24 protein-coding genes and 4 pseudogenes are annotated in these 26,311 nt (G+C 58.0%); 13 read left to right on the plus strand and 15 right to left on the minus strand.

The window, feature by feature from the left end; all coding sequences use genetic code 11:
* Positions 1 to 27: 27 nt before the first annotated feature.
* Complete coding sequence (nodB, locus tag AB4Y42_RS36905; protein WP_368692675.1) at positions 28 to 696, minus strand: chitooligosaccharide deacetylase NodB; 669 nt, start codon at positions 694 to 696, stop codon at positions 28 to 30.
* A 245-nt stretch (positions 697 to 941) separates the two neighbouring features.
* On the opposite strand from nodB, the gene AB4Y42_RS36910 reads away from it, so the two are divergent.
* The gene (locus AB4Y42_RS36910; RefSeq protein ID WP_368692676.1) at positions 942 to 1,850 is read left to right on the plus strand and encodes a LysR family transcriptional regulator; all 909 of its coding nucleotides are present in this window, start codon (positions 942 to 944) and stop codon (positions 1,848 to 1,850) included.
* 21 nt (positions 1,851 to 1,871) lie between these two features.
* On the opposite strand, the gene AB4Y42_RS36915 is transcribed toward AB4Y42_RS36910, so the two are convergent.
* The 3 genes from AB4Y42_RS36915 to AB4Y42_RS36925 are packed head-to-tail and all read right to left on the minus strand — an operon-like array spanning position 1,872 to position 5,082.
* The gene (locus tag AB4Y42_RS36915; protein ID WP_368692677.1) at positions 1,872 to 3,128 is read right to left on the minus strand and encodes an acetyl-CoA carboxylase biotin carboxylase subunit family protein; all 1,257 of its coding nucleotides are present in this window, start codon (positions 3,126 to 3,128) and stop codon (positions 1,872 to 1,874) included.
* A gap of 14 nt (positions 3,129 to 3,142) precedes the next feature.
* Positions 3,143 to 4,372 carry an acetyl-CoA carboxylase biotin carboxylase subunit family protein gene (locus AB4Y42_RS36920; protein ID WP_368696942.1) on the minus strand — a complete coding sequence of 410 codons (1,230 nt, stop codon included), beginning with the start codon at positions 4,370 to 4,372 and terminating at the stop codon, positions 3,143 to 3,145.
* A complete protein-coding gene (locus AB4Y42_RS36925) occupies positions 4,369 to 5,082 on the minus strand; it encodes a hypothetical protein (RefSeq protein WP_368696943.1) in 714 nt (237 codons plus the stop codon). The genes AB4Y42_RS36920 and AB4Y42_RS36925 overlap by 4 nt, the downstream gene beginning before the upstream one ends.
* A 463-nt stretch (positions 5,083 to 5,545) precedes the next feature.
* Here AB4Y42_RS36925 and AB4Y42_RS36930 point away from each other — a divergent pair, with 463 nt between their 5' ends.
* From AB4Y42_RS36930 to AB4Y42_RS36965, 8 genes are all read left to right on the plus strand, one after another.
* Positions 5,546 to 6,478: a LysR family transcriptional regulator gene (locus AB4Y42_RS36930; protein WP_368696944.1), complete on the plus strand. Its 933-nt coding sequence runs from the start codon at positions 5,546 to 5,548 to the stop codon at positions 6,476 to 6,478.
* Positions 6,479 to 6,919: 441 nt separating this feature from the next.
* Positions 6,920 to 8,566, plus strand: a complete 1,647-nt coding sequence (nifA, locus tag AB4Y42_RS36935) for a nif-specific transcriptional activator NifA (protein ID WP_368692681.1) — start codon at positions 6,920 to 6,922, stop codon at positions 8,564 to 8,566.
* Positions 8,567 to 8,792: 226 nt separating this feature from the next.
* On the plus strand, positions 8,793 to 10,283 hold the full coding sequence (gene nifE / locus AB4Y42_RS36940) for a nitrogenase iron-molybdenum cofactor biosynthesis protein NifE (RefSeq protein ID WP_368692682.1): 1,491 nt from the start codon (positions 8,793 to 8,795) through the stop codon (positions 10,281 to 10,283).
* Between the two features lie 22 nt (positions 10,284 to 10,305).
* The gene (gene nifN, locus AB4Y42_RS36945; protein ID WP_368692683.1) at positions 10,306 to 11,655 is read left to right on the plus strand and encodes a nitrogenase iron-molybdenum cofactor biosynthesis protein NifN; all 1,350 of its coding nucleotides are present in this window, start codon (positions 10,306 to 10,308) and stop codon (positions 11,653 to 11,655) included.
* A 61-nt stretch (positions 11,656 to 11,716) separates the two neighbouring features.
* A complete protein-coding gene (gene nifX, locus AB4Y42_RS36950; protein WP_368696945.1) occupies positions 11,717 to 12,133 on the plus strand; it encodes a nitrogen fixation protein NifX in 417 nt (138 codons plus the stop codon).
* A gap of 72 nt (positions 12,134 to 12,205) precedes the next feature.
* Complete coding sequence (locus AB4Y42_RS36955) at positions 12,206 to 12,406, plus strand: CCE_0567 family metalloprotein (protein WP_368696946.1); 201 nt, start codon at positions 12,206 to 12,208, stop codon at positions 12,404 to 12,406.
* Between the two features lie 16 nt (positions 12,407 to 12,422).
* A complete protein-coding gene (gene fdxB, locus AB4Y42_RS36960) occupies positions 12,423 to 12,722 on the plus strand; it encodes a ferredoxin III, nif-specific (RefSeq protein WP_368696947.1) in 300 nt (99 codons plus the stop codon).
* A 15-nt stretch (positions 12,723 to 12,737) separates the two neighbouring features.
* Positions 12,738 to 13,304 (plus strand): nitrogen fixation protein NifQ, encoded by a 567-nt coding sequence (locus AB4Y42_RS36965; RefSeq protein ID WP_368692687.1) that lies wholly within the window; start codon positions 12,738 to 12,740, stop codon positions 13,302 to 13,304.
* Positions 13,305 to 14,365: 1,061 nt separating this feature from the next.
* Here AB4Y42_RS36965 and AB4Y42_RS36970 read toward each other — a convergent pair.
* A protein-coding gene (locus tag AB4Y42_RS36970) for an IS5 family transposase (protein WP_368696948.1) occupies positions 14,366 to 15,122 on the minus strand; the annotation gives its coding sequence in 2 pieces (ribosomal slippage) (positions 14,366 to 14,804 and positions 14,803 to 15,122; 759 coding nt in all).
* A gap of 503 nt (positions 15,123 to 15,625) precedes the next feature.
* On the opposite strand from AB4Y42_RS36970, the gene AB4Y42_RS36975 reads away from it, so the two are divergent.
* Positions 15,626 to 16,372 carry a reverse transcriptase domain-containing protein gene (locus AB4Y42_RS36975; protein ID WP_368692689.1) on the plus strand — a complete coding sequence of 249 codons (747 nt, stop codon included), beginning with the start codon at positions 15,626 to 15,628 and terminating at the stop codon, positions 16,370 to 16,372.
* A 312-nt stretch (positions 16,373 to 16,684) separates the two neighbouring features.
* On the opposite strand, the gene AB4Y42_RS36980 is transcribed toward AB4Y42_RS36975, so the two are convergent.
* The 3 genes from AB4Y42_RS36980 to AB4Y42_RS36990 form a co-directional block, all read right to left on the minus strand.
* Positions 16,685 to 17,005, minus strand: coding sequence for a GntR family transcriptional regulator (locus tag AB4Y42_RS36980; protein WP_368696949.1), 321 nt, complete (start codon positions 17,003 to 17,005; stop codon positions 16,685 to 16,687).
* A gap of 13 nt (positions 17,006 to 17,018) precedes the next feature.
* Positions 17,019 to 17,456, minus strand: coding sequence for a hypothetical protein (locus tag AB4Y42_RS36985; protein ID WP_368692691.1), 438 nt, complete (start codon positions 17,454 to 17,456; stop codon positions 17,019 to 17,021).
* 190 nt (positions 17,457 to 17,646) lie between these two features.
* The gene (locus AB4Y42_RS36990) at positions 17,647 to 18,510 is read right to left on the minus strand and encodes a trypsin-like serine protease (protein WP_368692692.1); all 864 of its coding nucleotides are present in this window, start codon (positions 18,508 to 18,510) and stop codon (positions 17,647 to 17,649) included.
* A 223-nt stretch (positions 18,511 to 18,733) separates the two neighbouring features.
* Here AB4Y42_RS36990 and AB4Y42_RS36995 point away from each other — a divergent pair, with 223 nt between their 5' ends.
* From AB4Y42_RS36995 to AB4Y42_RS37005, 3 genes and pseudogenes are all read left to right on the plus strand, one after another.
* On the plus strand, positions 18,734 to 19,237 hold the full coding sequence (locus tag AB4Y42_RS36995) for a hypothetical protein (RefSeq protein ID WP_368696950.1): 504 nt from the start codon (positions 18,734 to 18,736) through the stop codon (positions 19,235 to 19,237).
* Positions 19,228 to 19,350, plus strand: a pseudogene (locus tag AB4Y42_RS37000) (DDE-type integrase/transposase/recombinase); the annotation flags it as partial. The gene AB4Y42_RS36995 and the pseudogene AB4Y42_RS37000, both read left to right, overlap by 10 nt.
* A gap of 84 nt (positions 19,351 to 19,434) precedes the next feature.
* A pseudogene (locus AB4Y42_RS37005) lies at positions 19,435 to 20,451 on the plus strand (integrase core domain-containing protein).
* Here AB4Y42_RS37005 and AB4Y42_RS37010 read toward each other — a convergent pair.
* The 7 genes and pseudogenes from AB4Y42_RS37010 to AB4Y42_RS37040 form a co-directional block, all read right to left on the minus strand.
* Positions 20,334 to 20,579 (minus strand): hypothetical protein, encoded by a 246-nt coding sequence (locus tag AB4Y42_RS37010; protein ID WP_368692699.1) that lies wholly within the window; start codon positions 20,577 to 20,579, stop codon positions 20,334 to 20,336. The pseudogene AB4Y42_RS37005 and the gene AB4Y42_RS37010 overlap by 118 nt on opposite strands.
* A 518-nt stretch (positions 20,580 to 21,097) precedes the next feature.
* Positions 21,098 to 21,345 (minus strand): annotated as a pseudogene (locus AB4Y42_RS37015) (transposase family protein); the annotation flags it as partial.
* Positions 21,346 to 22,016: 671 nt separating this feature from the next.
* Positions 22,017 to 22,379, minus strand: coding sequence for a hypothetical protein (locus AB4Y42_RS37020; RefSeq protein ID WP_368692694.1), 363 nt, complete (start codon positions 22,377 to 22,379; stop codon positions 22,017 to 22,019).
* Complete coding sequence (locus tag AB4Y42_RS37025; RefSeq protein WP_368696951.1) at positions 22,376 to 24,259, minus strand: integrase; 1,884 nt, start codon at positions 24,257 to 24,259, stop codon at positions 22,376 to 22,378. Before AB4Y42_RS37025 ends, AB4Y42_RS37020 begins: the two co-directional genes overlap by 4 nt.
* A 117-nt stretch (positions 24,260 to 24,376) precedes the next feature.
* Positions 24,377 to 24,628, minus strand: a complete 252-nt coding sequence (locus AB4Y42_RS37030; protein ID WP_368692696.1) for a site-specific integrase — start codon at positions 24,626 to 24,628, stop codon at positions 24,377 to 24,379.
* A gap of 776 nt (positions 24,629 to 25,404) precedes the next feature.
* Positions 25,405 to 26,142: a hypothetical protein gene (locus AB4Y42_RS37035; RefSeq protein ID WP_368692697.1), complete on the minus strand. Its 738-nt coding sequence runs from the start codon at positions 26,140 to 26,142 to the stop codon at positions 25,405 to 25,407.
* Between the two features lie 6 nt (positions 26,143 to 26,148).
* Positions 26,149 to 26,311 (minus strand): annotated as a pseudogene (locus AB4Y42_RS37040) (IS630 family transposase); the annotation flags it as partial.

Here is a 26,311-nt window from a genome sequence, read left to right on the forward strand (position 1 = left end):
CTCATTAAGCGAGATTTTCGGTTGAACTTACGGAAGCGAACTGATGACGAAGCCCCTTTCCTTCAATCGTGGAATCAGGCGTGATAGTGCAATGACAGTCTGCTCACGCGAAGCATCGCGATCATGCAAGTCGCACTCTTCCGGAGGAGACCCGTCGTGCAGCAGTACGATCGAGCCGGGCAGCACCGACGTCAGTACGGAATCGACAATCGCGTCTGCACCCGGACGGGACCAATCTCGTGGATCTACGGACCAGTGGAGGGACGTTAGTCCCGCTTTCATGGATTCGGCTATAACTTCGTTCGTCCATTTTCCATACGGCGCACGCATATATCGCACCGTTGCCGCTGGGCAAGCACGCTGGATAAGCGAGTTCGCTTCCGCTATCTCGTGCCTTATCTGATCCGGCTCACATTTCGACAAGTCCCGATGGGAGAGACTGTGATTCGCGACATGGTGGCCTTCCGAAACCATGCGCCGGATCAGTTCCGGATACTCAGCCGCGTAGGTGCCGAGTACACAGAAGGTTGCCGGTACCTGTTGCCGCGCCAGCAGATCTAGTACTTTTGGTGTCCATATCGGGTGTGGTCCGTCGTCAAAGGTAAGGTAAACCTTACGACGCTCTCCGTTACGTTCACGCATGTTTAGCACTTCAGAAATAAATTGCGGCATTTCACAATCGCTGAGTCTTCTCATGGTCTTTCACTCATCTTTGGATGAGTCACCGTTTACCCGGGAACCAGCCCAAGTCGCAACCGCGAAATGCCACGTTGCGGATCAATATCTGGGACTTGATGTTGAGTGTCGTTCAGTAGAACGACGGGAATACTCATATTAGTGACTTGCATATCAAGCTGGATTGCCGTAACTTTGCGGGACCTCAATAAATTTGTACAATCGATTGTTTCGATATGTATCATCCACAAAGCGGATAATTAAAGATGCGCTTCAAAGGCCTCGATCTGAATCTTCTCGTCGCGTTGGACGCATTGATGGCGAAGCGTAACGTCACGCTTGCGGCACGCGACATCAATTTGAGCCAACCTGCCATGAGTGCAGCGGTGTCGCGGTTACGAGACTATTTTCGCGACGACCTCTTTGTGATGAGAGGCCGAGAATTCGTGCCCACATCACGGGCGATAGAGCTTGCCGGACCGGTGCGGGAGGCTCTATCGCATATCCAGCTTTCCATCATCTCGCGCGACGTCTTCCAGCCGGCAAAGTCGGATCGCCGGTTCAGGGTCTGCCTCTCTGATTTCATGACTCTCGTCTACTTCCAGAAGGTCATTAAACGCGTTGCGCGCGAGGCTCCCGCAGTAAGTTTCGAATTGATTTTCCCAGACGACGAGCCTGGAGATCTACTGCGGCGTGGCGACGCCGATTTTTTGATTCTGCCCGATCTATTGCTGCCGGATATTAACCCGAAAGCGCCACTCTTCGACGAGAAGCTCGTGTGTGTCGGCTGTCCTGCAAACAAGCAGTTGTCGGAGCAGATTTCGCTCGACCGGTATATGTCAATGGGACACGTTACAGTGAGGTTCGGGCGGGCACGCAGGCCTTCAATCGAAGAGTTTTTCCTGCTGGACCTCGGTCTCAGAAGGCGTGAAGAGATCGTCGTCCCGACATTTCACCTTGTTCCGGCGGTGCTATCAGGTACGCGTCGCATTGCGACGATCCCTTTGAGGCTGGCCAGGCATCTCGGGGAGGCCTCTGCTCTGCGGATCGCCGAAGTACCGCTTCCGCTATCCACTTTCACTGAGGCTGTTCAATGGCCTGCGCTGCATAGTGGTGATCCGGCAAGTATCTGGATGCGCGAGCTATTGTTGGAGGAGGCGCAAAGTCTTGCATAGCGTGACGCGTCATGTGTACGGCTATTCGGTGAGCGCCACGTTCTCCGCCAGCGTGTAGCGGAAATCGCGCAGCGTTGCACGAATTGCCTTGTCGATTTCTTCCTCCGATGCGCCGCGATAGCGGAAGCGTGCGAGGATGTTGCCAGTGCGGCTGGAACCGTTGAATAAGTGACGTCTCGCTGGGAAGACAGCTTCGTAAAGCCCCGGGATAGCGTTCGGCAATTGTGCGCCGACGAATACTTTGCCGACTGGCTCTGGCAGCATCAGGAATCCCCCGCGTGTGGACGAGGTTGACGCGATTAACGCCGCCTGCGCCCGTGCGGCGAACCGCGCCTCGTCACCTGATTGGTGGGTGACCCAGAGGTCAAAGAGGTCGACGCCGTACAATTCGTGGAAAAGAAAGGGAATTTCCCCACTGCCGACACGGGCACCGACTTCCAGAAAATAGAATCCGTCGCAAGCTCCGATTATCTCGAGATGAAACGGCCCATTACTCAGGGCGAGCGCTCGCAGGCATGCGGCCGCGAATTCAAGAGCCGCATCATTCAGCGGTCCCGGGTCGAGCATCACCGAGCCCAGGGGTTTTCCTTGTGCAAACTGAAGACGGGTGTTGATGTAGCGGGACACGCGCGCGATTACCCATGTGCCGTCGCGCACGAAACCGTCAACGTGATAGACGGGCCCTTCGACGTACTCCTCGCACTCGTACTCAACCAGCGGTAGTGTCGGCCACAACATATCCAACCGGGCACGGGTGTCTATGCGCCGTACGTCTAGGCTTGCTGCGGCGGTACGTGGCTTTACAATGATCGGAAAGCGCATCACAGGGGGCGAATTTACTTTTGCAAAGGCCACATCTTCCAACGCTGCAACGCGCGGCACACGCAGGCCCGCGGCAGCAACGGTATGCTTCATAGCGCCATTGTCGCGAAAGCGCACGACGGTATCGGGAAGATCGCCAGGAATATTGAACGAATTGCGCAGTCGCGCGGCCTTCAGAAGGTCGAATTCGGACAATGCGATCAGCCTGTCGATGCCGCCGAGCGCCGCGTGACAGGAGTTCATGGCCTTATGCAACGCATCTTCATCAAGGATGTCGGATAGCTCTTCAACGTGCGCGGTTTGAGAAGCGTCGAGCGCAGCGGCGCCGTTCGGCGTGCAGATGTAAGCGACCTTATTCGCAGCATGATCGATGTAGCGATGGTAGGCTGCGAAGCCGTCGGACCAACGGTTAAGCACGACTATGCGGCTACGAGGGGCGGGGTAGTTGGTTGTCATGGAGTGCAAACCGTTCAAATACGGTTACAGGCGCGACGGGATCCGGGTGTTCTCAGCGCTTCGGCAAGGCGCGAATCGCGGGTCGGGCGAACAGGCGCGATGCACAACACATGGCGACACGGTCGCTCGTCGCCGCTCGTTGTGGCACTGTGCGGCCGATATGAGAATGGACCTCCACTTCCTGGAGACCTGGTCTGGCGCGAACGCGTTCGACGGCGGCGGTGTCGCACTACCGGTGCGAAGGACCGTACGCCGCTGACACACACGGCAGCTTTTGCATCGGCATCGTGGGCTGGCTCAGGATCGCCGAGGTGGCTACGTATCGTTATTTCTGGCAGAGAGATTGACCTGCTGAGTTCGATCAGCCGGCAGGTGCGATCACCTCCGAGGCAGGCCGCGATCTTGATCAGCACCGGACCGTCGCGTGTTATGCGCACTTTGGCGTGGAAAACAGCGAGGGTCAGTCCAATCTGCACCGCGGCGTGCTCGACGTAAGTGACGAGCGCGGCTCTTTGGTCCGGGGTCAAAGAGGCTTCGGCAAATTGGCCCATTTTCGCGAGATGCTGCTCTGCGCTCAAGAGATTTTCGGTTACGGCGACGACGCGGGGTCCGTGCTTGCTGCTGACGTAGCCTTCGATGCAGCACTCTGGGCCCTCCGGATACTGTTCAAGGAGCAACACGTTGCCGGTCTTGTGGCCGACATCGACAACGCCGTGATGCATGGCGCACTCGACCGCAAGTTGCAACTGGGAAAGAGAGTTGACGTACGTCCCATGCATGCCTCCTCGGACAGGCTTGCGGGCAGCTAAAAAACCTACACGTAAAGCGGCTGTCATGGCGTCGCGACGATGTACAACGAGGGCGAACAAAGGAACCGCCAGTCCGGCGGCGGCGAGATGCATGGGGCTGCGGTATTTGTCGTGCGTGGGTGCTGCCGCTTCCGGCTGCAAATGTGGAAGACCGAGGAGCGCCGCTGACTCAGCTGCTACGCCGGTTGCGTATTCGCAACCGGGTACACCGGGTACGATCGCATCGACGCCGATGGCGCTTGCAGCGGCCGCCACGGCGTTCGGCGAGTCAGTATCTACCACGGCGTACGGCACCGAAGCGGCGAGCAGTTCGCGTGACAGGGGGGGCTCATCGCGGTTGGCTGAATACGCGTGGGTGGCCATGCCAAGCCGTACAGCTGAGGCGACAAGTGCGGTCCCGGACGAGCGCGGCTCAATAACGATGATGGCGGTCATTTGAGTGCCGCCTGTTCAGTGCCCGTTTCCGGCCGGGGTAGGGTCGCCACACGCAACTCTTCGAAATACTCGTGAATCATTCCGACAAAGTTGTTCAAATAGATTTCTGCTTTCCCCGTTCCGCCCCAGCCGCCGATCGCGAGCCTCAGAGCGATCCATGTGGAATCTTCGAGACTCCGCGATTCGGCGTACTCAATGTGGCTGAGCGTACCTTTTACTTGATCGTGTCCGAATGCGCGCGCGGCTGAGTGCGCGATGACCTTGTTATAGCGGCCCGAATACCATCCCTGAAACCAGTTCCAGAGCATCGTAGGGAGCGGGCCATCGCGGACGATGCTTAGGTAGAGATATCCGATTAGCTTGTCTGTGCTATTGAATGGTCTAATGCTTTCCACGCTTGCTGCGGTAAGCCCGAACCTCTCGATGTCATGCAGAAGATGGCATTCTTGCCCATATTCTTGCGCGAGGTGCTGCGCGAGCATCTGCGCGAGCGAGTTATCCTGGCCGCTGATTTTGTAAAGCGCGAATGCGCCTACCTCGTTGTTGAGACGCATGCGTAACACGGTTTCGATGAGATGGCGGCGATAGTACTCACTATCGATCCAGTCGCCTCGGTGGAACGCAGCGGTTTCCGGCGAAATCGCGAGTATCTGGTCCATGGCGTGCTGGGCAAGCTCCTCGAAGCGAACCCGATCGTTGGGTGTATTCATGTGATCTCCAGATAAGATGAGAAGGAGCGAACGCGGCGCGCTGGGTTGCGGGTCGGCGGCGAATGAACCGGAGACACGATCCGCTCGTCTTTCGAGGCGATGATGGCTCGCTCGGATTGCGAAAGTCTCTACGATTGACCTCGAAACTGCGCACCGGTCGGCGTGCGACGAAACGGCGTTGAAGGGGCCCACCGCTCTCGAGTGGCCCGAAACCGGGTCGCCCGAGAGCGCAGAGCAGTCCGCTTTGAAAAACGCCATCGCATCTAAATGATTTCTGTCAACCGACAACTGACCCCTTCGCTTCCTTAAACACAGCGAATGCTTTTGGCAACCCCCTATCTAGGCTTCATTCTCATTCGTTTTTGGCGCGCCCATGCTGTCTACGTGGGCGACGGAAGGATATTAACCGCAGCTGTATGCGTGGTATAAGCTGATAATCTTTATGTTTGAATGAGGGAAATTGATGATCCGCGATCTCGACAGCACGCTACTGCGTACGTTCGTGACGGTAGTGGAAGCCGGCAGTGTGAGCAATGCTGCCATGGAGCTCCATCGTACACAGGCTGCCGTCAGCATGGCGCTTCGGCGGCTCGAAGACGAAGTCGGGCAGCGCCTCCTTGAACGCTCACCGCGCGGCGTGAAGCCGACCTCTGCGGGGAGCGTTCTGTTGCCGTATGCACACAAGTTGCTCGAAGTCGGCCTTGCGGCCCGTTCCGCCCTTAATTCGGGTGAAGTTGCGGGTACCGTGAAGATCGGAATTCCCGAGCACATCGCCATGAGTCACCTCCGCCATGCACTGCGGCAATTTTCGACATTGTTTCCTGATGTTGCCCTGGAGATCGTCGTTGATGCGAGTCCGGCCTTATCGCAGCGGCTCATGAGCAATACACTCGATTTCGCGATTGGTGATCCCGCGCTGATCCCCGCGGAACCTCTCGTCACCTGGCAACATCCCCTTCACTGGGCGGCCGCGCGCACACGCAATGCTGATCTCGGAGACGGTCCGCTGCCGATTGTTGCATTCGGCGGTGCATGCCGATGGCAGGAGAGTTATTTTGCCACGTTGCTTGAAGCAGGTATCGCTTGGCGCGTGGCCTGCAAAAGCACGAGCCTCTCGGCGGTTCAGTCAGCCGTTGAGGCTGGGCTCGGCGTTGCGCTACTTCTGGATTGGCAGGTGCGCCGCGATACGATGCGTGCGATCGATGCCCGCGCAGTAGGGTTGCCGCTGCCGCCGGTGGCGGAATTCGGTCTCTTTAGTCCTGGGCGCTTAGAGGACCGCTCGGCTGCCGCCAACGCACTTCAGCGTTTTCTCTTCCGTTCGCTGCAACTGAGTACTCTCGGAGACGGTGCACAAGACGGAGAGTCAGCAGGCTTGCCGCTACGTGCTTCAAACTGATGGGCATCTGAGGCAAAACGCGTCGAAAGGCCGAAACTCGGCGCGCCAAATAGAGGTGCAGGCGATAAAACGTCCTGTCACTTGAATCGAGCACTAACGCTACGTGGCGCGTATTCTCTAATTCACGCGCAGCCATGCTACTTCCTCACAAATCAAGTTCGGCTCGTACATTTTTAAACATAGACTGCCGTGCGGACCAAAATTTGTCGCAAAACCTACGTCTTTCTTCGATAGTATCCAATCTGCGTACAAAGATACCTCGTGTCTTTTGTCGCATCTCCGACACCACGACTGCGATTGTGTCGTCTTTGTCTGTTTTGTCGGCTTTCGTGCCCGTTTCGGCAGGAATTCACCGTGGCTTGCGCAAATGTAGCGCGGCAATTCATTGTGTTGGGACTCGGGTCCCGCGGCGCTGACGTGCAATTTCCGGAGTTCAGATCTATGTCGCATTTCGATGTCAATGAGAGTCATCTCAACTTTGATGTGGTCTACGAAGTAGTGAAGACGTTGACCTCGTCCCGAGATACCGAAAGGACGTTGGAGAGATCTCTGCGTTACCTGTCGCATGCGTGTGGATGGCGCTCTGCGTTTATTGCGGTTGCTGAACCAGACGGCCATTTGGGGGGCGTGTGTGGCACGGGGTTGTCAGCGGACTGGCGCGAACGTCTGCGTTTCCTGCCCCATGACGGGGTATTGGGGCGAATACACACGAACGATTCGGCGGTGGTGGTGGCGAAATTGCGTGACGAACCGCTCTTCGTGGACAGCATCGAAATGTTCGACGAATTGGAAGGTGAGCATGTGGCACTGCTCGGGGCGCAGATCCCGTATGAAGGGCGGCCACTCGGCGTACTGGTCGCGTTTTGTGAGAATACTGACGGACAGCGCGCCTTCGCTAGCGACCTCCAACTCATGAAGGTCGTCGCGGCGCCGATGGGCCAGGCACTTCTGCTCGATCGTGCGTCGGGCCAGATGCGCCAAACCGCGCGACAGGAGATGAGACGAGAGGTCAACGCAGACCGGAATTTGTATCATATCGACAATGTGCTCGGAGAATCTGCATCCATGCAGCGCGTCTTTTCGCAAGTTCATCAAGTAGCACCTACGCGGACGACGGTGCTTTTGCGCGGCGAGAGCGGAACTGGGAAGGAGTTGATCGCGCGCGCGATTTACCGGTTATCCCCCCGCAAGGACCAGCCGTTCATCTCACTGAACTGTGCGGCGCTAACAGAGACACTGCTAGAAAGCGAATTGTTCGGTCATGAGAAGGGAGCGTTTACCGGTGCGCAATTCCAGCGCAAAGGGCGATTCGAACTGGCGCACGGCGGGACACTTTTCCTCGACGAGATCGGCGACATCTCGCCGTCGTTCCAAGCCAAATTGTTGCGGGTTTTGCAGGAACGCGAGTTCGAGCGGGTGGGTGGCACCACCCCGGTAAAAGTAGACGTTCGGCTGATCGTTGCCACGAACCGCAACCTCGAACAAATGGTGAAGGCGGGGGAATTTCGTGCGGATCTCTACTACCGCGTCAACGTCGTGAGTATCCTTTTGCCGCCTTTGCGTGAACGCCGTGAGGACATTCCGGCAATGGCGCAGTACTTTCTAGATCGATTTAACCGCGACAATCGTCGGTCTCTGCATTTCAATGAGCAAGCGTTTCGGGTTCTGTCCAGCTGCTACTGGCCTGGCAATGTGCGCGAACTGGAAAATTGCGTTGAGCGTACCGCGACAATGGCGGATCACGACACAATAGATTGTTTTTCCTTTCTGTGTGGGAGAGGCCGGTGCCTTACAAAGGAATTGCATTACATCGAACGAGAAGATGCTGTGCGTCCTGCCCGAACGTTGGACGCTCCAAACAGTGAAGTGCCGAATGCCCTGGCGAACGTAAGTGCCGGTGATTGGAATGGGGGTAGCTTCGCGACGCCAAGCGGTAGCGACAGACCGGGGGGCGAGCGGGAGCAGCTTGTGTGGGCAATGGAGCGCTGTGGATGGGTACAAGCGAAGGCCGCACGACTCCTGCATATCACGCCGAGGCAGATCGGCTACGCACTGCGTAAATATGGGATCAAGCTGCGCCGCTTCTGACGGCCGAGACGGTTGCGCGCGTGCATTTGGAGAAACTGGGCGAGAAGGCTACCGGCAGGCTCTTGCCTGTCGCATCACTGTAGTGATTGGTTCAACTTCTTCAACACAGGTAGCAAGGACGACAAATCCGGCTTCGGCATAGCGCCGCTATGACCGCTGACACGGGCCTGCGATGGTGGCACGCAATTTGCCTGTAGTCGTGGACTTCTATTGTCGGGACTCCACGATGTGGCTAAAGACGAGGGCTGTCGAGATCTTCAACGAACCGGGTTGCGCAAAAAACCTCGCGAAGAACGAAAAGGAGCGAAAGCAAGGCTGTTCGAAGCAGGTTTCGCCGGGGGCGGCTGCTGGCGGATGCGCATTCGACGGCGCGCGGATCGCATTGCAGCCCGTGGTCGACGTTGCACACCTGGTGCACGGGCCTATTGCATGTGAGGGCAACTCTTGGGACAACCGCCATTCGGCTTCGTCTGGGCCGACTCTCTACCGCACTGCGTTCACTACCGATATCAATGAACTCGATGTAATTTACGGCAGCGAGAGGCGGCTTTTCGCGAGTCTGCGCGAAATTCTGGAAAAGTATGATCCCCCCGCCGTCTTCGTCTATCAGACGTGCGTGACTGCATTGATCGGCGACGACATAGATGCCGTATGCAAGCACGCGTCGGAAAAGTTCGGTAAGCCCATCATACCGGTGAATGCGCCCGGCTTCGCAGGATCTAAAAACTTCGGCAACAAGCTCGCGGGGGAGGCGATTCTCGATCACGTGATCGGTACGCGCGAGCCGGCGTACAAGACACCATTCGATATCAATCTTATCGGTGAATATAACCTCTCGGGCGAGTTGTGGCAGATAAGGCCGTTGTTCGAGGCGCTCGGCATCCGGATCCTGTCCTGCATCTCGGGAGACGGCCGCTATAGCGAGATCGCGAGCGCACACTGCGCGAAGGTCAACATGGTGGTGTGCTCCAGGTCCATGCTCAACGTCGCGACAAAAATGGAGAAGCGCTACGGTATTCCATACATCGAGGGTTCATTCTATGGAATTGGCGACATGAGCGACGCGTTGCGCCGGGTTGCGAGACTACTGGTGGAGCAGGGTGCACCCGAGGATCTTATCGTGCGCACCGAGCACCTTGTCACCGCAGAAGAGGCGCGCGTATGGGAGCGTGTTGCTCCGTACAGGCAGCGGCTCGACGGTAAACGTGTGCTGCTAATCACGGGCGGCGTGAAGTCGTGGTCAGTGGTCGCGGCGTTGCAAGAGGCAGGGCTCAAGATCGTCGGCACTAGTGTGAAGAAGAGCACGGAGGCGGACAAGGAAAGAATCCAGGACATCATGGGCGATGACACGCGCATGGTCGACAATTTGACGGCACGCGAGATGTACAACATGCTCCGGGATGCGAAGGCCGACATCATGCTGTCCGGCGGGCGCTCGCAGTTTGTCGCGCTGAAAGCGCGCATGCCGTGGCTCGATGTGAATCAGGAACGACACCACCCATACGCTGGGTACGAGGGCATTGTCAAATTGATGCAGGAGATCGACCGTGCGATCCATAACCCGGTCTGGCAGCAGGTGCGTATTCCTGCACCGTGGGACGAGGGAGCAGAGCATCGCGAGGGGATTCTTAGTTTTTCCGGGCACATCAATTCGATTCCGAAGGGCGCAGACGATGAGGATTACGATTTGAACTTACGCGCTTCGGTATCGAGTTGAGTTTCACAGAGGGGCACATATTATGGCGATAGTAGTCGAGTCAGAAAAGGCCTGTACCGTTAATCCGCTAAAAATGAGTCAACCGCTCGGCGCGACCTACGCAGCCATGGGACTTGACGCATGCATGCCGGTGATGCACGGCTCGCAGGGCTGTACATCGTTCGCGCTCGTGCTACTGGTGCGCCATTTCAAAGAAGCCATACCGCTGCAAACAACGGCGATGAGCGAGGTCACCACAATTCTCGGCGGATACGAGAACGTAGAGACCGCACTACTGAACATTCACAAGCGCGCGTCGCCTAAGATCGTTGTGCTCTGCACGACGGGCCTGACTGAAACGAACGGTGAAGATATGGAGGGGCATCTCGCGATGGTGCGAAGACGCAAGCGCGAACTCGACGATACTGAACTTGTCGTCGTTTCGACACCGGACTATGTGGGCGCCTTTGAGGACGGCTACAGGCACGCTGTGACCGCGATCGTCGAGACGCTGGTGAAGCCGTTGCCGACGGTACGTCAGCAGATCAATCTGGTGCCGGGCAGTCATCTATCGCCCGGCGACATCGACGAGCTTCGCGAGATTATTTGCGCATTCGGGCTGGAGCCGATTGTACTTCCAGATGTTTCTGGGTCCCTCGACGGCCACCTTGATTCAGTGTGGCGTGGCACGACGCTGGGCGGAACGACGGTTGATCAGATCCGTGCCGCGGGGGCGTCCTCATTCACAATTGGCGTGGGTGAGCAAACGCGCGACGCCGCCAAGGCAGTCGAAGCAATTGCCGGCGTGCCGTTCGAAATCATCGAGCGCCTAACGGGGTTGGAGCCGAACGACCGGTTCTTGCATCTCCTTGCACAACTTTCGGGGCGTGCAGTCCCGGCCCGGTATCGCCGGCAGCGCAGCCAACTACTGGATGCGATGCTCGACAGCCATTTTTATACCGGTGGTCTCAAGGTGGCGATCGGTGCGGAGCCGGACCTACTGCTTTCGATCGGTTCGCTGCTCCGTGAAATGGGCGCGGAACTATCTGTTTGCATTAGTACCACTGCTTCGGCATCACATGCGCTGTTGCCGGCAAATGAGGTCATATTGGGGGACTTGGAGGACATGGAACGAGGCGCGAGTAATTGCGACCTGCTGATCACGCATTCGCACGGCAGGCAGATGGCCGGTCGCCTCGGAAAGCCGCTCATGCGCGCGGGCTTTCCGGTATTTGACCGCGTCGGCAACGCCCATCGTTGCCAGATAGGCTATCGCGGCACAATGAATCTTGTCTTCGAGATTGCCAATCTCATGGTCGAGAGGATCTCGCAACCTCATCCCGGCGACTGGAAACTGCCGCAATCATCGGTCGGTCCTGATGTTTCGGTCTAGGATTAGATTTAGGAGAAGGGTGTTACATGCCGTAAATTGAACTTGATGAGGAGAGCAGCGCATGAAGATCGCATTTGCGACACAGGACAAAGTGCACGTCGACGCTCATTTTGGCTGGGCGAAAAGCATTGCGGTCTACGACGTGACTACGGAAGGGTTTACACTTTTACAGATTTTTGATTTCGGAGACAAGCTGGTGCAAGACGCCGATGATGAGAAACTTGCGCCGAGGCTCGAAGTGGTCCGCGACTGCGTAATCTTGTATGTCGCGGCCATAGGCGGTACCGCGGCTGCGCGCGTGGTAGCGCTTAAGGTCCATCCAGTGAAAGTGGCGCAGCCTACGCCGATCCAGGAGATTTTAATCAAGCTGAGCGAGGTTCTGAAAGGAACGCCGCCTCCATGGTTGCGCAAGAAGCTAACTAGGGAACGTGGCCGATCGTACGATTTTGCAGGGGACGATGAGGCGCCCCTTAGTTGAAACCGATCTCGGTATATGGCGGATCTTGTTGCCAGTGACGCCTGTAGCGCGTCGTACGATAAGGAGGGCATCATGAATAACGATTCACAGGACCTTAAGACGCGCCTGAAAAAACTCAACGCGTTGGCCACGCAGGCCAAGATGGATCTACATGATCTGTCGGAAGATCTGCCAACGAGTTGGGAGCAGATAATGACAGTCGCGCAACGCTGTCACGACGCGCATGCCGCGCTGATGCAGGCACGTCGGGCGGCGGTCCCGGCTTCCGATTGAACTTCCGGACCTCGAAATGAGCCATCTTTTTAGTGTGATACTCCCGAGCGGAGAGGTCTGGATACCGCACTTTGTAGATTTACTCGATGAAGAAAAATGCATTGGATGCGGACGATGCTTCCGGGTGTGTTCGCGCGGCGTACTTCAACTGTTAGGCGTCGACGGAGAGGGCGATCATGTTCCGTTGGATGAAGACGAGGACGAGCATGAAAAGAAGGTCATGACGATTGCGCATCGGGGTCTCTGCGTTGGCTGCACGGCATGTGCGAAGATATGCCCGAAAGCGTGCTACACACATGCTGCGGCTCAAGTATGAGCAGAGAGGAGCCCTATGGATTACTACGCGGCGCTGATGCGCCATGCAATAAACCCGGAAGACTTGACGGTGCTTGCGGTCGCCGGTGTGCTCGCCGCGGCGGTTCACGAAGGCGGTACGGGAAGATTGCCTATCCCCGGACTGAACGCCGAAGAAACACACTGGCTGCTTGCTCGCTGGTTCCCCCAAGCCGAGAGTTCACTGGGCCTTTACTTTGGCGCGCCAGCCGCGGAGTCACAACGCGGGCCGCGTTATGACGATATCGATCTTGTAATGTTGTTAAAGGCACACGCCAATCCGGGGGTGGGCACAACGACAGAGATCCATTGCATCTCGCACGCGCTGGCCTGCGCCTGCGCAGGAAACAGACATTTATGGCAGGAATTACGCTTTCCTTCGCGCGGAGAATTATCGGCGCTGCTGGCGTACTGGTTCCCGACGCTTGCTAAAAAGAACGTTCACGGCATGAAATGGAAGAAATTTCTCTACAAGGAACTTTGCGAGAGCGAGGCGTTGAACGTCTGCCGGACATCAAGCTGCGGGGAGTGTGCGGAATATTCCAGTTGCTTTGGTCCGGAATGAATGTACGGATCAGTGGCGACTCGGATTAACTTAGATATATTTGATGCCTTCCTCTGTCGGTTGCAGGAAGGATCGCGCGATGTATGTGATTGTGGTGGGCAATATCGGCAAGTGATTTTAATCGACATTGGTTTGTAATATTAACGTTAGCCGAACGGGGAAACAGTTATGAAGAAGTTAGAGATGGTGCTCTGTGGTGCGCTGAGGGCCGCTGCGCTGGTAGGGGCGGCGGCGCTGGCTGCTGCTGCCTCGGAAAAGGCATGTACGTGGCAGGACTCGAAGAACACTTTAGAGAGTTCTTTAGAGAGTTTGTCCCTCTATTGGTGGCCCGGCAGGGGCCAGGAGGTCACGTAGCCGAGGGGATCGACTGATTATTGAGCATTTACGAATGCTGGCGGAAAACCAGCGCGATGACAAAAATAGCTTACGCACTCGTCAGCGGTTAAAGGAAGAAGTAGGTATTGGCTGGGGGGCGATGCGAAGGCGAGCTTGCGATACAGACCCAGCAGTTCGATGTTCACCGGATCCAGATAGGCAGGAACGTGCGGCGATCGTATCGAGATTGAGCACAGGTAGCTGGCCCGTGCGCTGCGCCTCACTGGGCCTGGCGACACCACGGCCGTCGTGATTCAGGCGGCGGCCACGGCATCCCGGGGCTGGGGACAAGCTTTGCTCTCGCGCAGGTGCCCAGCGGTGCAACGTCGCCCCGTGGCGCTCCCGAAAACGCTTGCGCGGGATAGCCGCTGTGGAGCGCCGATGGCAGGCATTCTGCGTTCCAAAACGTGACCGCGAATTCGGTCGATCTGCGTGTTGCCGCACGGGATGATGTTACGCCCGGGTGATTGTTACGGTTGAATGGTCTTGCGGTGCCGAGTGTCCTGGTCACCAGATTCCGCTCGATTCGTTTGCCACGCCTTGACACGGCGCCGCAGGGTGTGCGCAACTGGGCGTTGGATTACATGGTGGGAGCCATGGCGATGATACACTCATGCAGCTCCTTTGCCGTGGTGCCGGGCTCGATTTCGAGCCATTGCTGTATCTTCGACTAGGGCGTGTTCACACTATCTAAGGCCGTCGACAATAAGTGCGAAGTTGATGAAGGCGACGAACATGACGTCCAATTTGTCGAATCGGGAGAAGATCCGGCGAAAGCCTTTGAGGCGCCGGAACAGCCGCTCGACCTCGTTGCGGCGCTTGTACATTTCGCGATCGTATTCCCACGGCTCAAGGCGGTTGCTTTTTGGCGGAACAATCGGGATGAAGCCGAGATCGAGTGCCAGTTGCCTGGTTTCGTCGCCTTCGTACGCTTTGTCCATCAACAGGTGCAGCGGCCGATTGGCCGGCCCGAGCCTCCTGAGCAATTCGCGTCCCTGCGGCGCGTCACCCGCTTGGCCGGCAGAAAGCGCGAACGTTATGGCTGTTCGAGCATCCGCGGCAACCATATGAATCTTGGTCGTCCATCCGCCTCGGGACTTTCCGATTGCCTGAGGTCCGTTTTTTTAACGCACCGGTGCCGTCAGGATGAACCTTTATCATCGTGCTATCCAGCGAGACAGCCTCGATCCTGATGCGAACGAGCTGTGCACGCTGCAATTCCGTGAACACGCGATCCAGCAGGCCACTTCTGGACCAGCGGTTCATCCGCGTGTAGATCGTATGCCATCGACCGAAACGCTTCGGCAGTCCGCGCCATTTGCAGCCGTGCTCGGCGACATAAAGAATCGCATTGAGCACTTGCAGGTTCGTCAGGCTGACGTTGCCGCGTTGTCGCGGCAGACAATGCTCGATCCGTTGATATTGCGCTTCGGTGATTTCCATCACCAAAGTATACGATCAAACTAAGTTAGTGTGAACACGCCCTAGGTATGCTCGAGCGAATCATCGCGAGTGAACCAGTCATGCGGAACATGCGCTTCTCGGCGATGCGTCGGGCAGACCTCGGCTCTCCTAATCTCCGTCGGTACTTGACCGGAAGCGCTACATTCGGCGACGTGCTGTTGCGCCTCGCGCATTCGACGTTCGTTGCCTCAGGTATCGCCCCCGGAGACAGAATGGTTGTCGCAATCGACGCCGCGTAGCGGAAATGGCAACGCAGGGATGACGCACTTAATGTTCTCCAGGATGAATGACCCGCTGCGAAGCGGCATAGCCAGACACTCAGTCCAGTCAGTTGCGATATCCGTCATTGAACTAACCCGCTGACGGAGGAGGAGGTGGTTGGCCAGCGACATCGGCTCCGGGATCATCCGCGGGACGCATCCGTTCGAGTGCGACGATGGCAGTGCAGTTTGCTGCCGTGACCACTCAGAGCGGAGTCCACCATGACACCCCTACGCCAACGCATGATCGATGATATGCGCGTGCGCAACCTCGCAGCCAATACCCAGCGCCTTTACGTGTCCTACGTCAGTGCGTTCGCCCGTCATTTCGCCGGGGCTATTTCGCCACTGCTCAGTAACGTCTACCTCACTGAGGTGGACCGGATGCTGGAGCGGGCGAAAGAAGCCACGCGCAACGGGAAGTATACCTACGTCGAGTATGCCCGCTTCGCTGATGATCTCTTCGTGCTGATCGATGCACACCCGCGCCATGACTCGCTGCTGGGGGCGGTAAGCAGGCGACTACGGGAGGAGTTTGCCAGGCTACAGGTCGAGGTGAACGAGGAGAAGAGCCGCACCGTGGATCTGAGATGCAAGGAGAGCTTCGGCTTTCTGGGGTTTGGCTTCCGTCAACTCCGCAGTTTCAGGACACGGGCGTGTTGGCTGTATGAGGAACTGGGGCTGTTCAATGGCTACCGGGGTCCGCCGTACCGTCGCACCGAAAGCGCGCCCGGCATGATAGGTCCCATAAACCTTGACGTGAAGCAGACAGGAGAGCGTAGTGCGGGAAAACCGCAAGCTACGTTCGACGTGGCGGGAGCTGGAAACGTGACTATGGCAGCCGGACTGAGGTCAACCGCGAAAGCGGTGGAGAGATCACCGGAGCCTACCGTGCGCGCGCCAGTTCTCGACCCTACCTGCGAGAGACTCGGGGTGCAACTCCCCGGGTCTACTCACCCCTCGAAGTGATCGGCAATCCGAGGCACGAAGAGCACGACCACTTCCTTGAGTGGTGCGGCGGCGGCATTCCAGCCCGCCGCCTTCGATCTCGTGCTCGCGAATCAGCAGCTCTCGGAAGTCAAGTTCTGATCGTCAAGACGGCCTCGGATTGACGCTTACGGGCGAGGCCATCAATCTGTTTGTTGCTCATGAGAGTTGCTCTTGGAAACGATAGGGCAACTCCCTCGCGGGGCGTCGCACCATGAGGGAAAAATGCGCGGATCAGGCCGCGAGAAAAAAGTGCGATCGGTGCGGCGACAACGGTGAGCGCGGCGACGATGCTCAGACCGCAGCGGACCTAGAGGCAACGATCGAGCCGCGACGAGTGCGACTGTCGATAAGGCCTCGGCGCGCGACTTCCCGAAACGCGCGGTTGATGGTGTTCAGGTGAAAGCCCAGATCGTCAGCAATGCTCCGCTGCGTAGGCAGCGCGTCACCCGGCCGGAACAAGCCGGACCGGATGGCGTGCTCAATCTGGTCTGCGACGGGGAGGTAGATCTTTCCCTGAATCCGCGCAAAGTCCGGTCGCCATTTCAGTTGATCGCGCCCATGGGCCGCTGGCGGCGTGGCCGCGCCGGGGTAAGAGTTGCTTGGCGAAAACATGGCGGCGCGCATCCTACACTGAACGCAGGCGAATCTGCTTCGCGCACTCGTGGCCGTGAGGCACCGCTGCAATGAACGCAACAAAGTTTGCGCGCGCCGGCGGAAGCTCAAGCACGCGCTGGGACGCGATAGCGTCCGCCAGGCTAAGAGCGACGATGAAGGCGCCATTGCCGGTGGCGGCGAGCGCAGCCCGCGATTCGTCGCTCGCGAGAACGAGCGAAATGAAGGGCGCAGCACGCGTTACCTGCCCGGCAGCGACGATACAGGTGATCGCAACGTCGGCCTGCCTACCCATGTGGTGGTCCGACAAGGCGACGGCGTCAACCACTTCGGCATCGATGAGGCAGCGCACGATGTCTTCAGAGAATTGGTTACAGGAGTAAGTCACAACTGATTGCGGGGTTTTCGAAGGGGATTGGGTGGTTGTGTGGGCAACGCGCGGATGATGCATGAAGTGCCCAGCATCGCAAGCGGAATTTTCGGCGGTTCCCGCTTAGCATGCATTGTTTTCCGTTTTCCGAGGCGGCCCTCCAGAGCAAAGCTACTCCCACTACCCACACGCAGAATGCTGACGACACAGGCCGACGTCATGAACGCCGACCCGCTCGCCTTCATCCGCCAGTGGATCGCGACCGGGCATCTCACTCGTCGTCGGTCGGCGCCAGTTCCCAACCGGCGTATTCACCGTTGCGCGATAGCGGATTGTCCTCGCCGACATCGGTGGGTAGGTCGGCCGGGGCGAGGCTGTAGCTGTAAAGCTCGTACAGCACCTGTTGCATTGGCGTGTAGTAGACGATGGAGCGGCCGACAGGCTCGCCGGAGGAGATGATCCCGATAAGTTGCCGTTCGTACGTGACGACCGGTCCGCCGGAGTCGCCGTTTGCAATGCTCTCGAGCTCGGACGAGTGCGCGGCATTGATGTGCTCATAAGTCGGTTTATAAACTCCCGCCTCGACAGACATGCCTTGCCACACGCAGCGGACGCCGGTGCGCCAACCGCTTGTGCAGAACTGTTCATACGGCGCGTCCGACCACCCGGTAACAGCAAGGCGCGCTTCCTGCCCGGCGAGCGACATGAAGACCTGGTTGTTCGCAAGGGGCGTATAAGTCTGGATCGGACTGCAGAAGGCTGCGCTGTGGTGAGAGGAGGCGCATTGCAAGGACATCGGATTCGGCTTGGGCGATACCCGCACAAGCTCGATGTCAGAGGTAGCCGACTGCCACACGACGGTGCCGATGGCAATGGTACCCACCTGGACGGTCGTGTACATCGGCGCGCAGTGCTTGGCAAGCACGAGCCATCGTGTGGCACGTTGGTAAGGCGTCAGTCTGTGGAGGATGCTCTTGGGTACCAACACCGCCCCTACGGTGCATGATCGATCGGGAAGGCTGACCTTCGAGCCAGAGATGACCGGCAGGACGGCGCGGTCGGGATTGCGAGGCTGCACGACGCCCGGGGTTTGCGCCGTGGCGACCGAGGTTGCGAGGGTGGTGGCGATGGCCATAGCGTGGGATGCCACGCGCTTTTGCAGTGGTAGGATTTTCATCAGGGATCGAGTCTTCTCAGGGATGTCGGAATGGGGGAAAGTGGTCGTTCGCGAGGCCCATTCGCGAATTGCATACAACTGATTGCGGGTTTTCGAAGATGATTGAGTGGTTGTGTGAGCAACGAGCGGATGATGCATAGATGTGGCGCCGCTTGTTCGGACAGGGTGACGAGATTTTTAAGTGGAATGGCCGGGCGTTCATGCTGCCGATTTGATCGCAGGGCATGGGGATGATGCGAGGTGCGCGGGCTTGCTCGTTGCTCATTTCGACGACTTCCGTGCGGCTAAAGGGGTGCGTGCCTGCCGCTCGCGGTCCTTGTGCGGGATCTCGTTCTCCATGGTCAACTCGCCAACGCGGCGCATGGCCTCATTGAGCCGAGGCTTCGAGAGGATCGCTGTGCCGCTCCTTCAAGCCCGCGTCCATCCCCGCCAAAGCCATCTCACGCCACGATTGACGCCACGCGATCGGCACGCCGACTTCACGGGAAACGACGTCGACAGGCTCGCCGCGCAGCAGGCGGAGTACCACGCTGCGCTTTCTCCCGGTAGACAAGCGCTTGACTTCATCGGCGGCGCAACCGGCTGTGTGGGCACCTTCTTCAGCATAAAAAGCTCTTTTTCTAGACAGCTGCTTTACAGCAAATCTGTGTCCAGAAAAATCCGGGCCGAGGCACGAAGTATCTGAATAACATCGTCGAGCAGGACCACCGCGCGATCAAGCGCCGGACTCGCTCGATGCTCCGGTTCAAGAAATTTCGTTGCGCCCGCATTCTCCCGGGTGGCATCGAAGTCATGCACAGGCATTCTAACCGGTGACCTGCCCTTGAATTTTCAGACCAGTTGAAACTTGAGTGAATGGCCTCCAACGGAGAAAAGAAAGTCATGAAGAAGAGCCGGTTTACCGAAGAACAGAAGGTCACTACCCTGCGCGAGGCGGACAAGGCGCCGGTCGCGGAGGTGGCGAAGAAGCACGGGGTCACCGAGCAAACCATTTACAACTGGCGACAACATTTCGGCGGGCTGGAGGCTGCCGACGTGAAGCGGCTCAAGCAACTCGAGCAAGAGAATGCGCGGCTGAAGAAGATGCTATCTCGAGGTGGACGTGATGAAAGAGATCAACGCAAAAAAGTGGTGAGCGCGCCCGCTCGACGCAAGCAGGTCACCTACGCGAAAGCACGAGGCCTGTCCGAACGGCGTGCACGGTCTCCCGATCGGCGCTACATTACGAATCGACATTGGCCGTGCGGGACGCACCGGTGCCGCGCAAGCGCCCCCGTCGACGCGTGTCGGTCCATCGCCCTCGGCCGGCGGTACGACGCATCTGGGCGCACGACTTCGTATTTGACGCGTGCGCCAACGGCCAGCAGTTGAAGTGTCTGACGGTGATCGATGAGTACATGCGTGAATGCCTGGCAATCGACGTGGCGGGATCGATTCGCTCCGAGCGCGACATCGAAGTCCTGCTCCAACTGGTCAGCCTTCATGATGCGCCTCGTTACTTGCGTTCGGAGAACGGCCCAGAATTCGTATCGCGGGCCATCCTAAAGTGGGCTGCACAGAACGGCATGGACACGGCGCTTAGCGATCCCGGAAAGCCTTGGCAGAACGGCGCGGGCAAAAGCTTCCAACGGCAAGTTCCGAGATGAATGCTTGAGCCTTGAATGGTTTCGAACGCGCACGGAAGCGAAGGTTGTGATCGAGCAGTGGCGGCGTCACCACAATGCCATCCGACCGCATTCGAGTCTGGCCCACCTGACGCCGGACGGGTTCAAGCAGCGGTATTATTCAACTGAAGCAACCGAGGGGCCGCTCTCCAAGATTGACCCGAAGAAATCAGGCAGGTCACGGGCCCCGTTGATAACAGTTGACATCTCCGCTATCGTAACCTCGCCGATATGACGGGAAAGATAGTAGAAAAATGCTCCATCAAACAATTCTTCGACCTCTCTGAAATTGATTCTAGGATTCTCATCAACAAACGTCCGCGCTTGTTCATGGGCGCAATCGAGAAGGTTTTTGATTTGCACTTTATCTATAATTCCGAATAGTTAACAAAAAAGTCGTGAATAAACAGTCCATCACCGCGAAAAGCCGACACAACTCTGCGCGCCCTCAATGGGCCTTGGCGTCGAACTGGACGTTTCGGGATGGCAATCCGCTCCGAGAGAAACGCTGACCAAAGCGGTTCGCCGTTAGTTTCGCGTATACGCTCGCGATTTTTATACTGGCAAGCACGACCGACTTCCTGCTTCTTTCACGTACAGACGGACTGTTCCCGCGACATAGCCACAGCCGGTTAAGCGCGATCACCAGATCTTTCAGCGCGCCCTCAGACAGCCTTGATCTTACCGCGCTTAGAGACTCCCCACCACCGACAATAAGCGGTCATTTTGCGAGATTGACTAAACAACCTCCAGAAGAATGGCATCAAATATGTTGAAAACGACATAAATCCTCGTTTGGGCGGTGCTGCCGGCTTTTCAAAGCTCTTTCCAGGCTATCGCGAGAGCAGCCCGCCAGTAACGTCAGCGCTCGACCGAGGTTCGGACTCAGTTGGCTTGCCGTGACGTGAGCAGTCAATTTGTTCTCCGTTCTCGTATGCCCATCGGTCCAGGGCCTTCGGGATGAATTCGGCCCCTTGTCTGCCTTCATAAATCGCGTTAGTGGTCGATCTGATGTGATGCTCTCCAGCGCGGAAACCACGTCTTCCCCTCTGAGTGACGCCCCGACATCGATGACCAGACACTCGCGCGTGTAGTCGCCAACGATCGTAAGCGTGCGCAAAGGCCGCCCGAGGCTCTGTTCTTGACCGACCAGCTGCGCAGCTATGCGGCGGCGAAGGCTGTTTGCGCTGGGCAAACTCTGGATGGCGCGCAAGGCTTTAAGCAAAGCGTGAAACGACCGGCGTATCAGGCCCTGAGTCTCGGCGAACGAAGGTCATCATGCTTCACATAATCCGGACGACCAACCTGCTAGGTTGTGTTCGCATTCTCACCTGCGGTCCAAAGCTTTGAGGCGCAGCCTTATCGCGCCAGCGGCCTCAATCTGGTCACGGCCGCGATCGTGCTGTGGAACACGATTACGCGCAAGAGAAAGACAATGGACATCAGTCGGAGCCTTGAAAATACTGGGATCTGCAGTCAGCAGGATGTCCATTTGGTTGGTCGAAAAAGTGGACAGTACGACCGTCGGAATGTCCGTCTTTCGCGGCAGGTTTCGCATGGTTGGAAACCCGAGAAAGTCGGGCTTCCAACCACGCTGGCGCGTGCAACCCATCGCGCGTCAAGCTCCTATGAGCATCCGGGCTGCGCCTGCCCTTGACCCGTTCAGCGGTGTCGCAGAACCACAACCGGATTTGATACGTCACTATGCCGGGTGACCCGTAGCGGGAACCTTCGCGAGCACCGGGTCAACGCATGCAAAGCAGCCCAGGCACCCGTTTCGAGCGGGGGCGCCCGCCCGATCTAGCGCGAGTGCAAGGGCAGGATGCTACCGCCACGCAGCGCGGTCAGTTCCTTGCGCAGGCTGAACACGTGCCGCAGCAGTGCGAGTTCACGAGCCAGCGACTCGTCGAGCTGTGTCTGCAGATCCTTCACGTCACCCTTCGCGCGGTTCAAACGTTCGACAAGTTCGAGCTGCGGGCGCTCAGCTACAGCGTTGGCCGCGTCGATCGCTTCGATCAGTTCGGTGAACTGTGGGCGCGACTTCTTGATGCTGCCCTTCTTGCGGCCCGCCTCGATCGCCACGGTGTCGTTGTTGATGCGCGCACCCTTGCGTTTCTTCAGTCGCTCTAGCGCGGCGTAGTAGTCGGTCATGGCGTTGCTCATGCTGCCTCCGGTTTGATCATTTTCTTCTGCGCGTCAAGCAGTCGTTGCAGCGTTTGGGCCTCGATACGGTATTCGACACTCGCCTCATCGACCGCGCGCAACCTCGCGACCGTAACCTGCTGCGCCTTGATCACGCGCTGAAGCTTCGACGGCACGACCACGAGGTTACGGCAGTTCGATTCAAGGCAATCCAGACGCATCCAGTCGAGCGGCATCGACTTGCACGGCTCGACGCTGACGCAGCCGCCCAGCACCGTCTCGCGATACGCCAGTTCGCCCTTCCCGAACATCCTCACCGTATGCTCGCGCGAATAAACCGACACGGGCGAAGCCTGCACGGCACGGCTCTGCACCCAACCTGCGTGCCCGCCGAACAGCCTCTCGTCAGAGAACAGCACCTGCTCGGCGTACGCAAGGTACTCGGACAGGCCCTGCGTCTCGGCCCATTCTTTCGCGAAGTGGGTCCTGTCGGTGTCGATGAAGCCCTTCGCGAACGCCGAACCGCGCGCGTAATACATCGACATTTCTTGAGTGATGTGCTGCAGTTGACGCTTGAGCGTCGGCAGCGTCACGAGGCCGCTGCGGTGTGCGTATAACGCGAGCGTCCTCCGAAGCTGGTGCCGGGTGAACGGCCACTGCTGCCCGACCGCGTACTTCGGCTCGTCTTCCCACGCGCGGTGCAAGTCGACACGCTTCAATTCAGCGATGTCCTCAACCGTGATCGTTGGGAAGACGCGCTTAATAAAGGCTTCGATAGCGTTACGTACGGTACTCGCCACCCGGCCTGCCACATACCCCTCACTACGCAGACCCATACGACAGAACAACAAGTGCGAACCGTCCGTTGATTCGGCGTAGCCTTGCGCGCTGTGCGCACGGTGCGCCTGGCCCGACAACCGTTGCGCGAGCCTGATGGCGCGGCCAGCGAGCGGACTGGTCACCCAGCAAGCGCGCGTGGGACGACCGCCCGACAACTTGGTCGTGATGCCCTCGATGGTGTAATGGGTCACGCCATCCAGACGGGTTTCGCGCAGGCAGTCGTACGGCAGGCTCTCCGCTTCCATCGCACGCATGCCGGTGAATGACAGGATGACAAGCTGGCATAGCGCCCTGATCGATGCCACAAGCGACGACACGACGTAAGGGGATTCATTGCGTCCGAAGTGTGCAGCAGCTCTTGCCAGTTCCGCAGGGGTGGCCGGACTCTCACCGCCATAGACTCGTGCGAGGTAGTCCGACAGGATGCCAGCGACGCCCTCAGCGACGCCGAGGTCATGCTCACAGGTCGACAGGAAGTGCTGGTAGATCCGCGTCGGGATAACAGGATATTGTGAGCTTCCAGCACGTTGCGCAAAGCGCTCGAGCAGAGGCTTGTGTAGTTGGGCCAGCGGTACGCGCAACCCTGTGGTCCCGACGCCCAGACGGTGAAGCTTTACCAGAATCGAATGAAGGATCTGGGCCTTTCTCTCCCTCCCAGAATGCGCCGCATAGTCCAGAACAACGGCGACGCTAGACAGGCCCTCGTAGAGCGTAAGCTGACGGGCAGCGGCAAAGAACGTGAATCCCTTCAGGCAGGCTGCCCCAGCTATTAGCGTACTGGACGACGGTACCGTGTCGGTCGCTTCGTGCATCAGAAAGTACATCGCCTGCTTCCACTGTCGCGTAGTTGCTTCTGACAGGGCGCAACTTGCGCCCTCAGGCAGATGGCCCCTGAAGTAGATATAGGTGCGCTGCCCAATCGTATACGCACGGATGTCCCAGGCGTCGTCACCAAACAGCGAAGCAGCGTTTCCGGCTTTGTCGTGGGTGACCACCATATCGTCCTCGATCCGGTACCAGTCGCGGCGCCCAGCGAGCGGTGCGATCAACGAGTTCTTCATGCCACTCCCAGTTCGTAAAGCTAGTCGAGTCGGGCCGACCAGAAAGCGTCCAGATTCCCCTCAATATCAACGTCGTGCTCGATCTGATCGACCAGCGCGGCATCGCGCCTGCGCAGTTCATCGTTTTAGCGTCACGCGGTAGAGAAAACGCAGTGCGCCGATCGTTGCGCAGAGACTGGCGGGGGCCAGCTTGCGCTCTTCGCGGAGGTAGACGAGCCAGGCCCGGATCTCCTCGGGACCCAGCAGTTCGGGCGAACGGCGAAAGTGGCGGGCGAAACTGGATACCTGAATCAGATAGGACTTCTGGGTATTCTCCGCAAGGTTGCGGATCTGCATGTCATGTAGTATGCGTTGGCGCAGTGGCGTCATGGCGAGCCTCCTGGAAGCAGTGGGTGGAATGCCCAACCGGGCGTTCACATACTGCTCCTAGCGATACCGCCCACCACCTTGCCGGGGTTCCGCGCCAGACAACCCTCTTCATGAAACGTCAGCCACGGACCTGTGCCAACCTCCCACTACCGCGTCAGCGGTTTAGTACAGCCGCAATAATGCATAGCGGCAAATTACGCGGAGTTTGCATTCTTCAGAGAGCCACGAGCATTGGTGCGACTCGCCATGCGGAGCGCCGCGTATCGGAACAAACTACGCATAAAAAAGCGTGCTTTCCTGATCGGGTAGTAATCCGTTTCAGGAGAGTATCATGATCGCCCTGGTTCCACTACGACCGCAACCACAGGCATGGTTGTGGCACAGCGTCCTTGCTGACTTCGCAGAGGACTACTGCAAATACCTCGTTGATACCGGCTACGCAGTCAGTACCGTCAATCACTATGTCAGGTGCGTCGCGCACTTCGCGCATTGGCTCAATGTGCATCGGATAGCCGCAGCCCGGATTGACGATCGACTTGTCTGCACGTTCGTTAACGACCATCTGCCGCGATGCTCGTGCCCCGATCCCATTCCGAGAAGTCGGGCAGATGTCAGTGCAGCACTTCGACATCTTCTGGATGTGCTCAACGCGAGCACCGTTCCTCGGTTTTTATGGTCAGAGCCAGGCACTGTACGGCATGAGGTGTGCCGCTTCACCGAATACCTGGAGGAAGTCTGTGGTCTTGCTGAGTGCACGCGATATCAGCGCGGTCGCATCATTCGCAATTTCCTGGGCCACTACTTTTGGTCGCAAGGACATTGAGCTGGCGCGGATATCGAATCGGGATATTCTCAGGTTCGTGACGCGATACCCTGATGGGTGCGGGGCGGGAACAGCTCATGTGGCTGGCGTAAACCTCGGTGAGCACGCGGGCGAGATTCGGATAGAGGGACGGTCGGCGATGGCGCAGCCAGATTGCGACGCTGAAACCGATAAGCGCCGTCGCCAACATCCCGCCGGGGATGATTTGGTTTGCAATGGAGACACCTCCTGTCAAAAGTGCCATGTTGGCGACGACTAGGTACAGAACCGCCATCAAGGCCAAAAAGCTCAATATTGGCGCGATCGCACGTTGCCAGCGGTTGGTACGTCGTGGGTTCGACGACAAGAATCCGACTACTGCAAAGCAAGTGAGACACTGGACCGCAATGATGCCGATAGCCGAGGGCGCCGCGGTCAACGGAACAACGACATTCACTGCATTGAGTTGGAAGTATCCACAGACAAGCAACGTCGCTCCGCCATAAACTGTTTGCACGATGCTCGCTCGATGGGGCGTCTGCTGCGTCGGATGGATCGTCGCCAGAGAGCGCGGAAGGATATCCTCCCGGTCCATGGAAAACAAGTAGCGTGCGATTGCGTTGTGAAAGCTGATTAGCACTGCAAAAAGGATGGTGAGCAGGAGCACACTCATCATGGCAGTGGACCATTTTCCAACTACTTTCGCGCTCATAGCGAACTAGTCCGTTGAACCAGATGAATTGCACCGGATTCGCCGCGATGGATCGGAGTACTTCCATTTCAATGGGAGTGCCTGCTTATTGTATTGACGTATGTACCGCATGAGCTTTTTGTCGAGATCCCTGGTGCTGGTGAATACGCCACGCGCAATGACGTCGCGC

It is taken from the genome of Paraburkholderia sp. EG286B (genome assembly GCF_040965655.1).
Classification (GTDB): domain Bacteria; phylum Pseudomonadota; class Gammaproteobacteria; order Burkholderiales; family Burkholderiaceae; genus Paraburkholderia.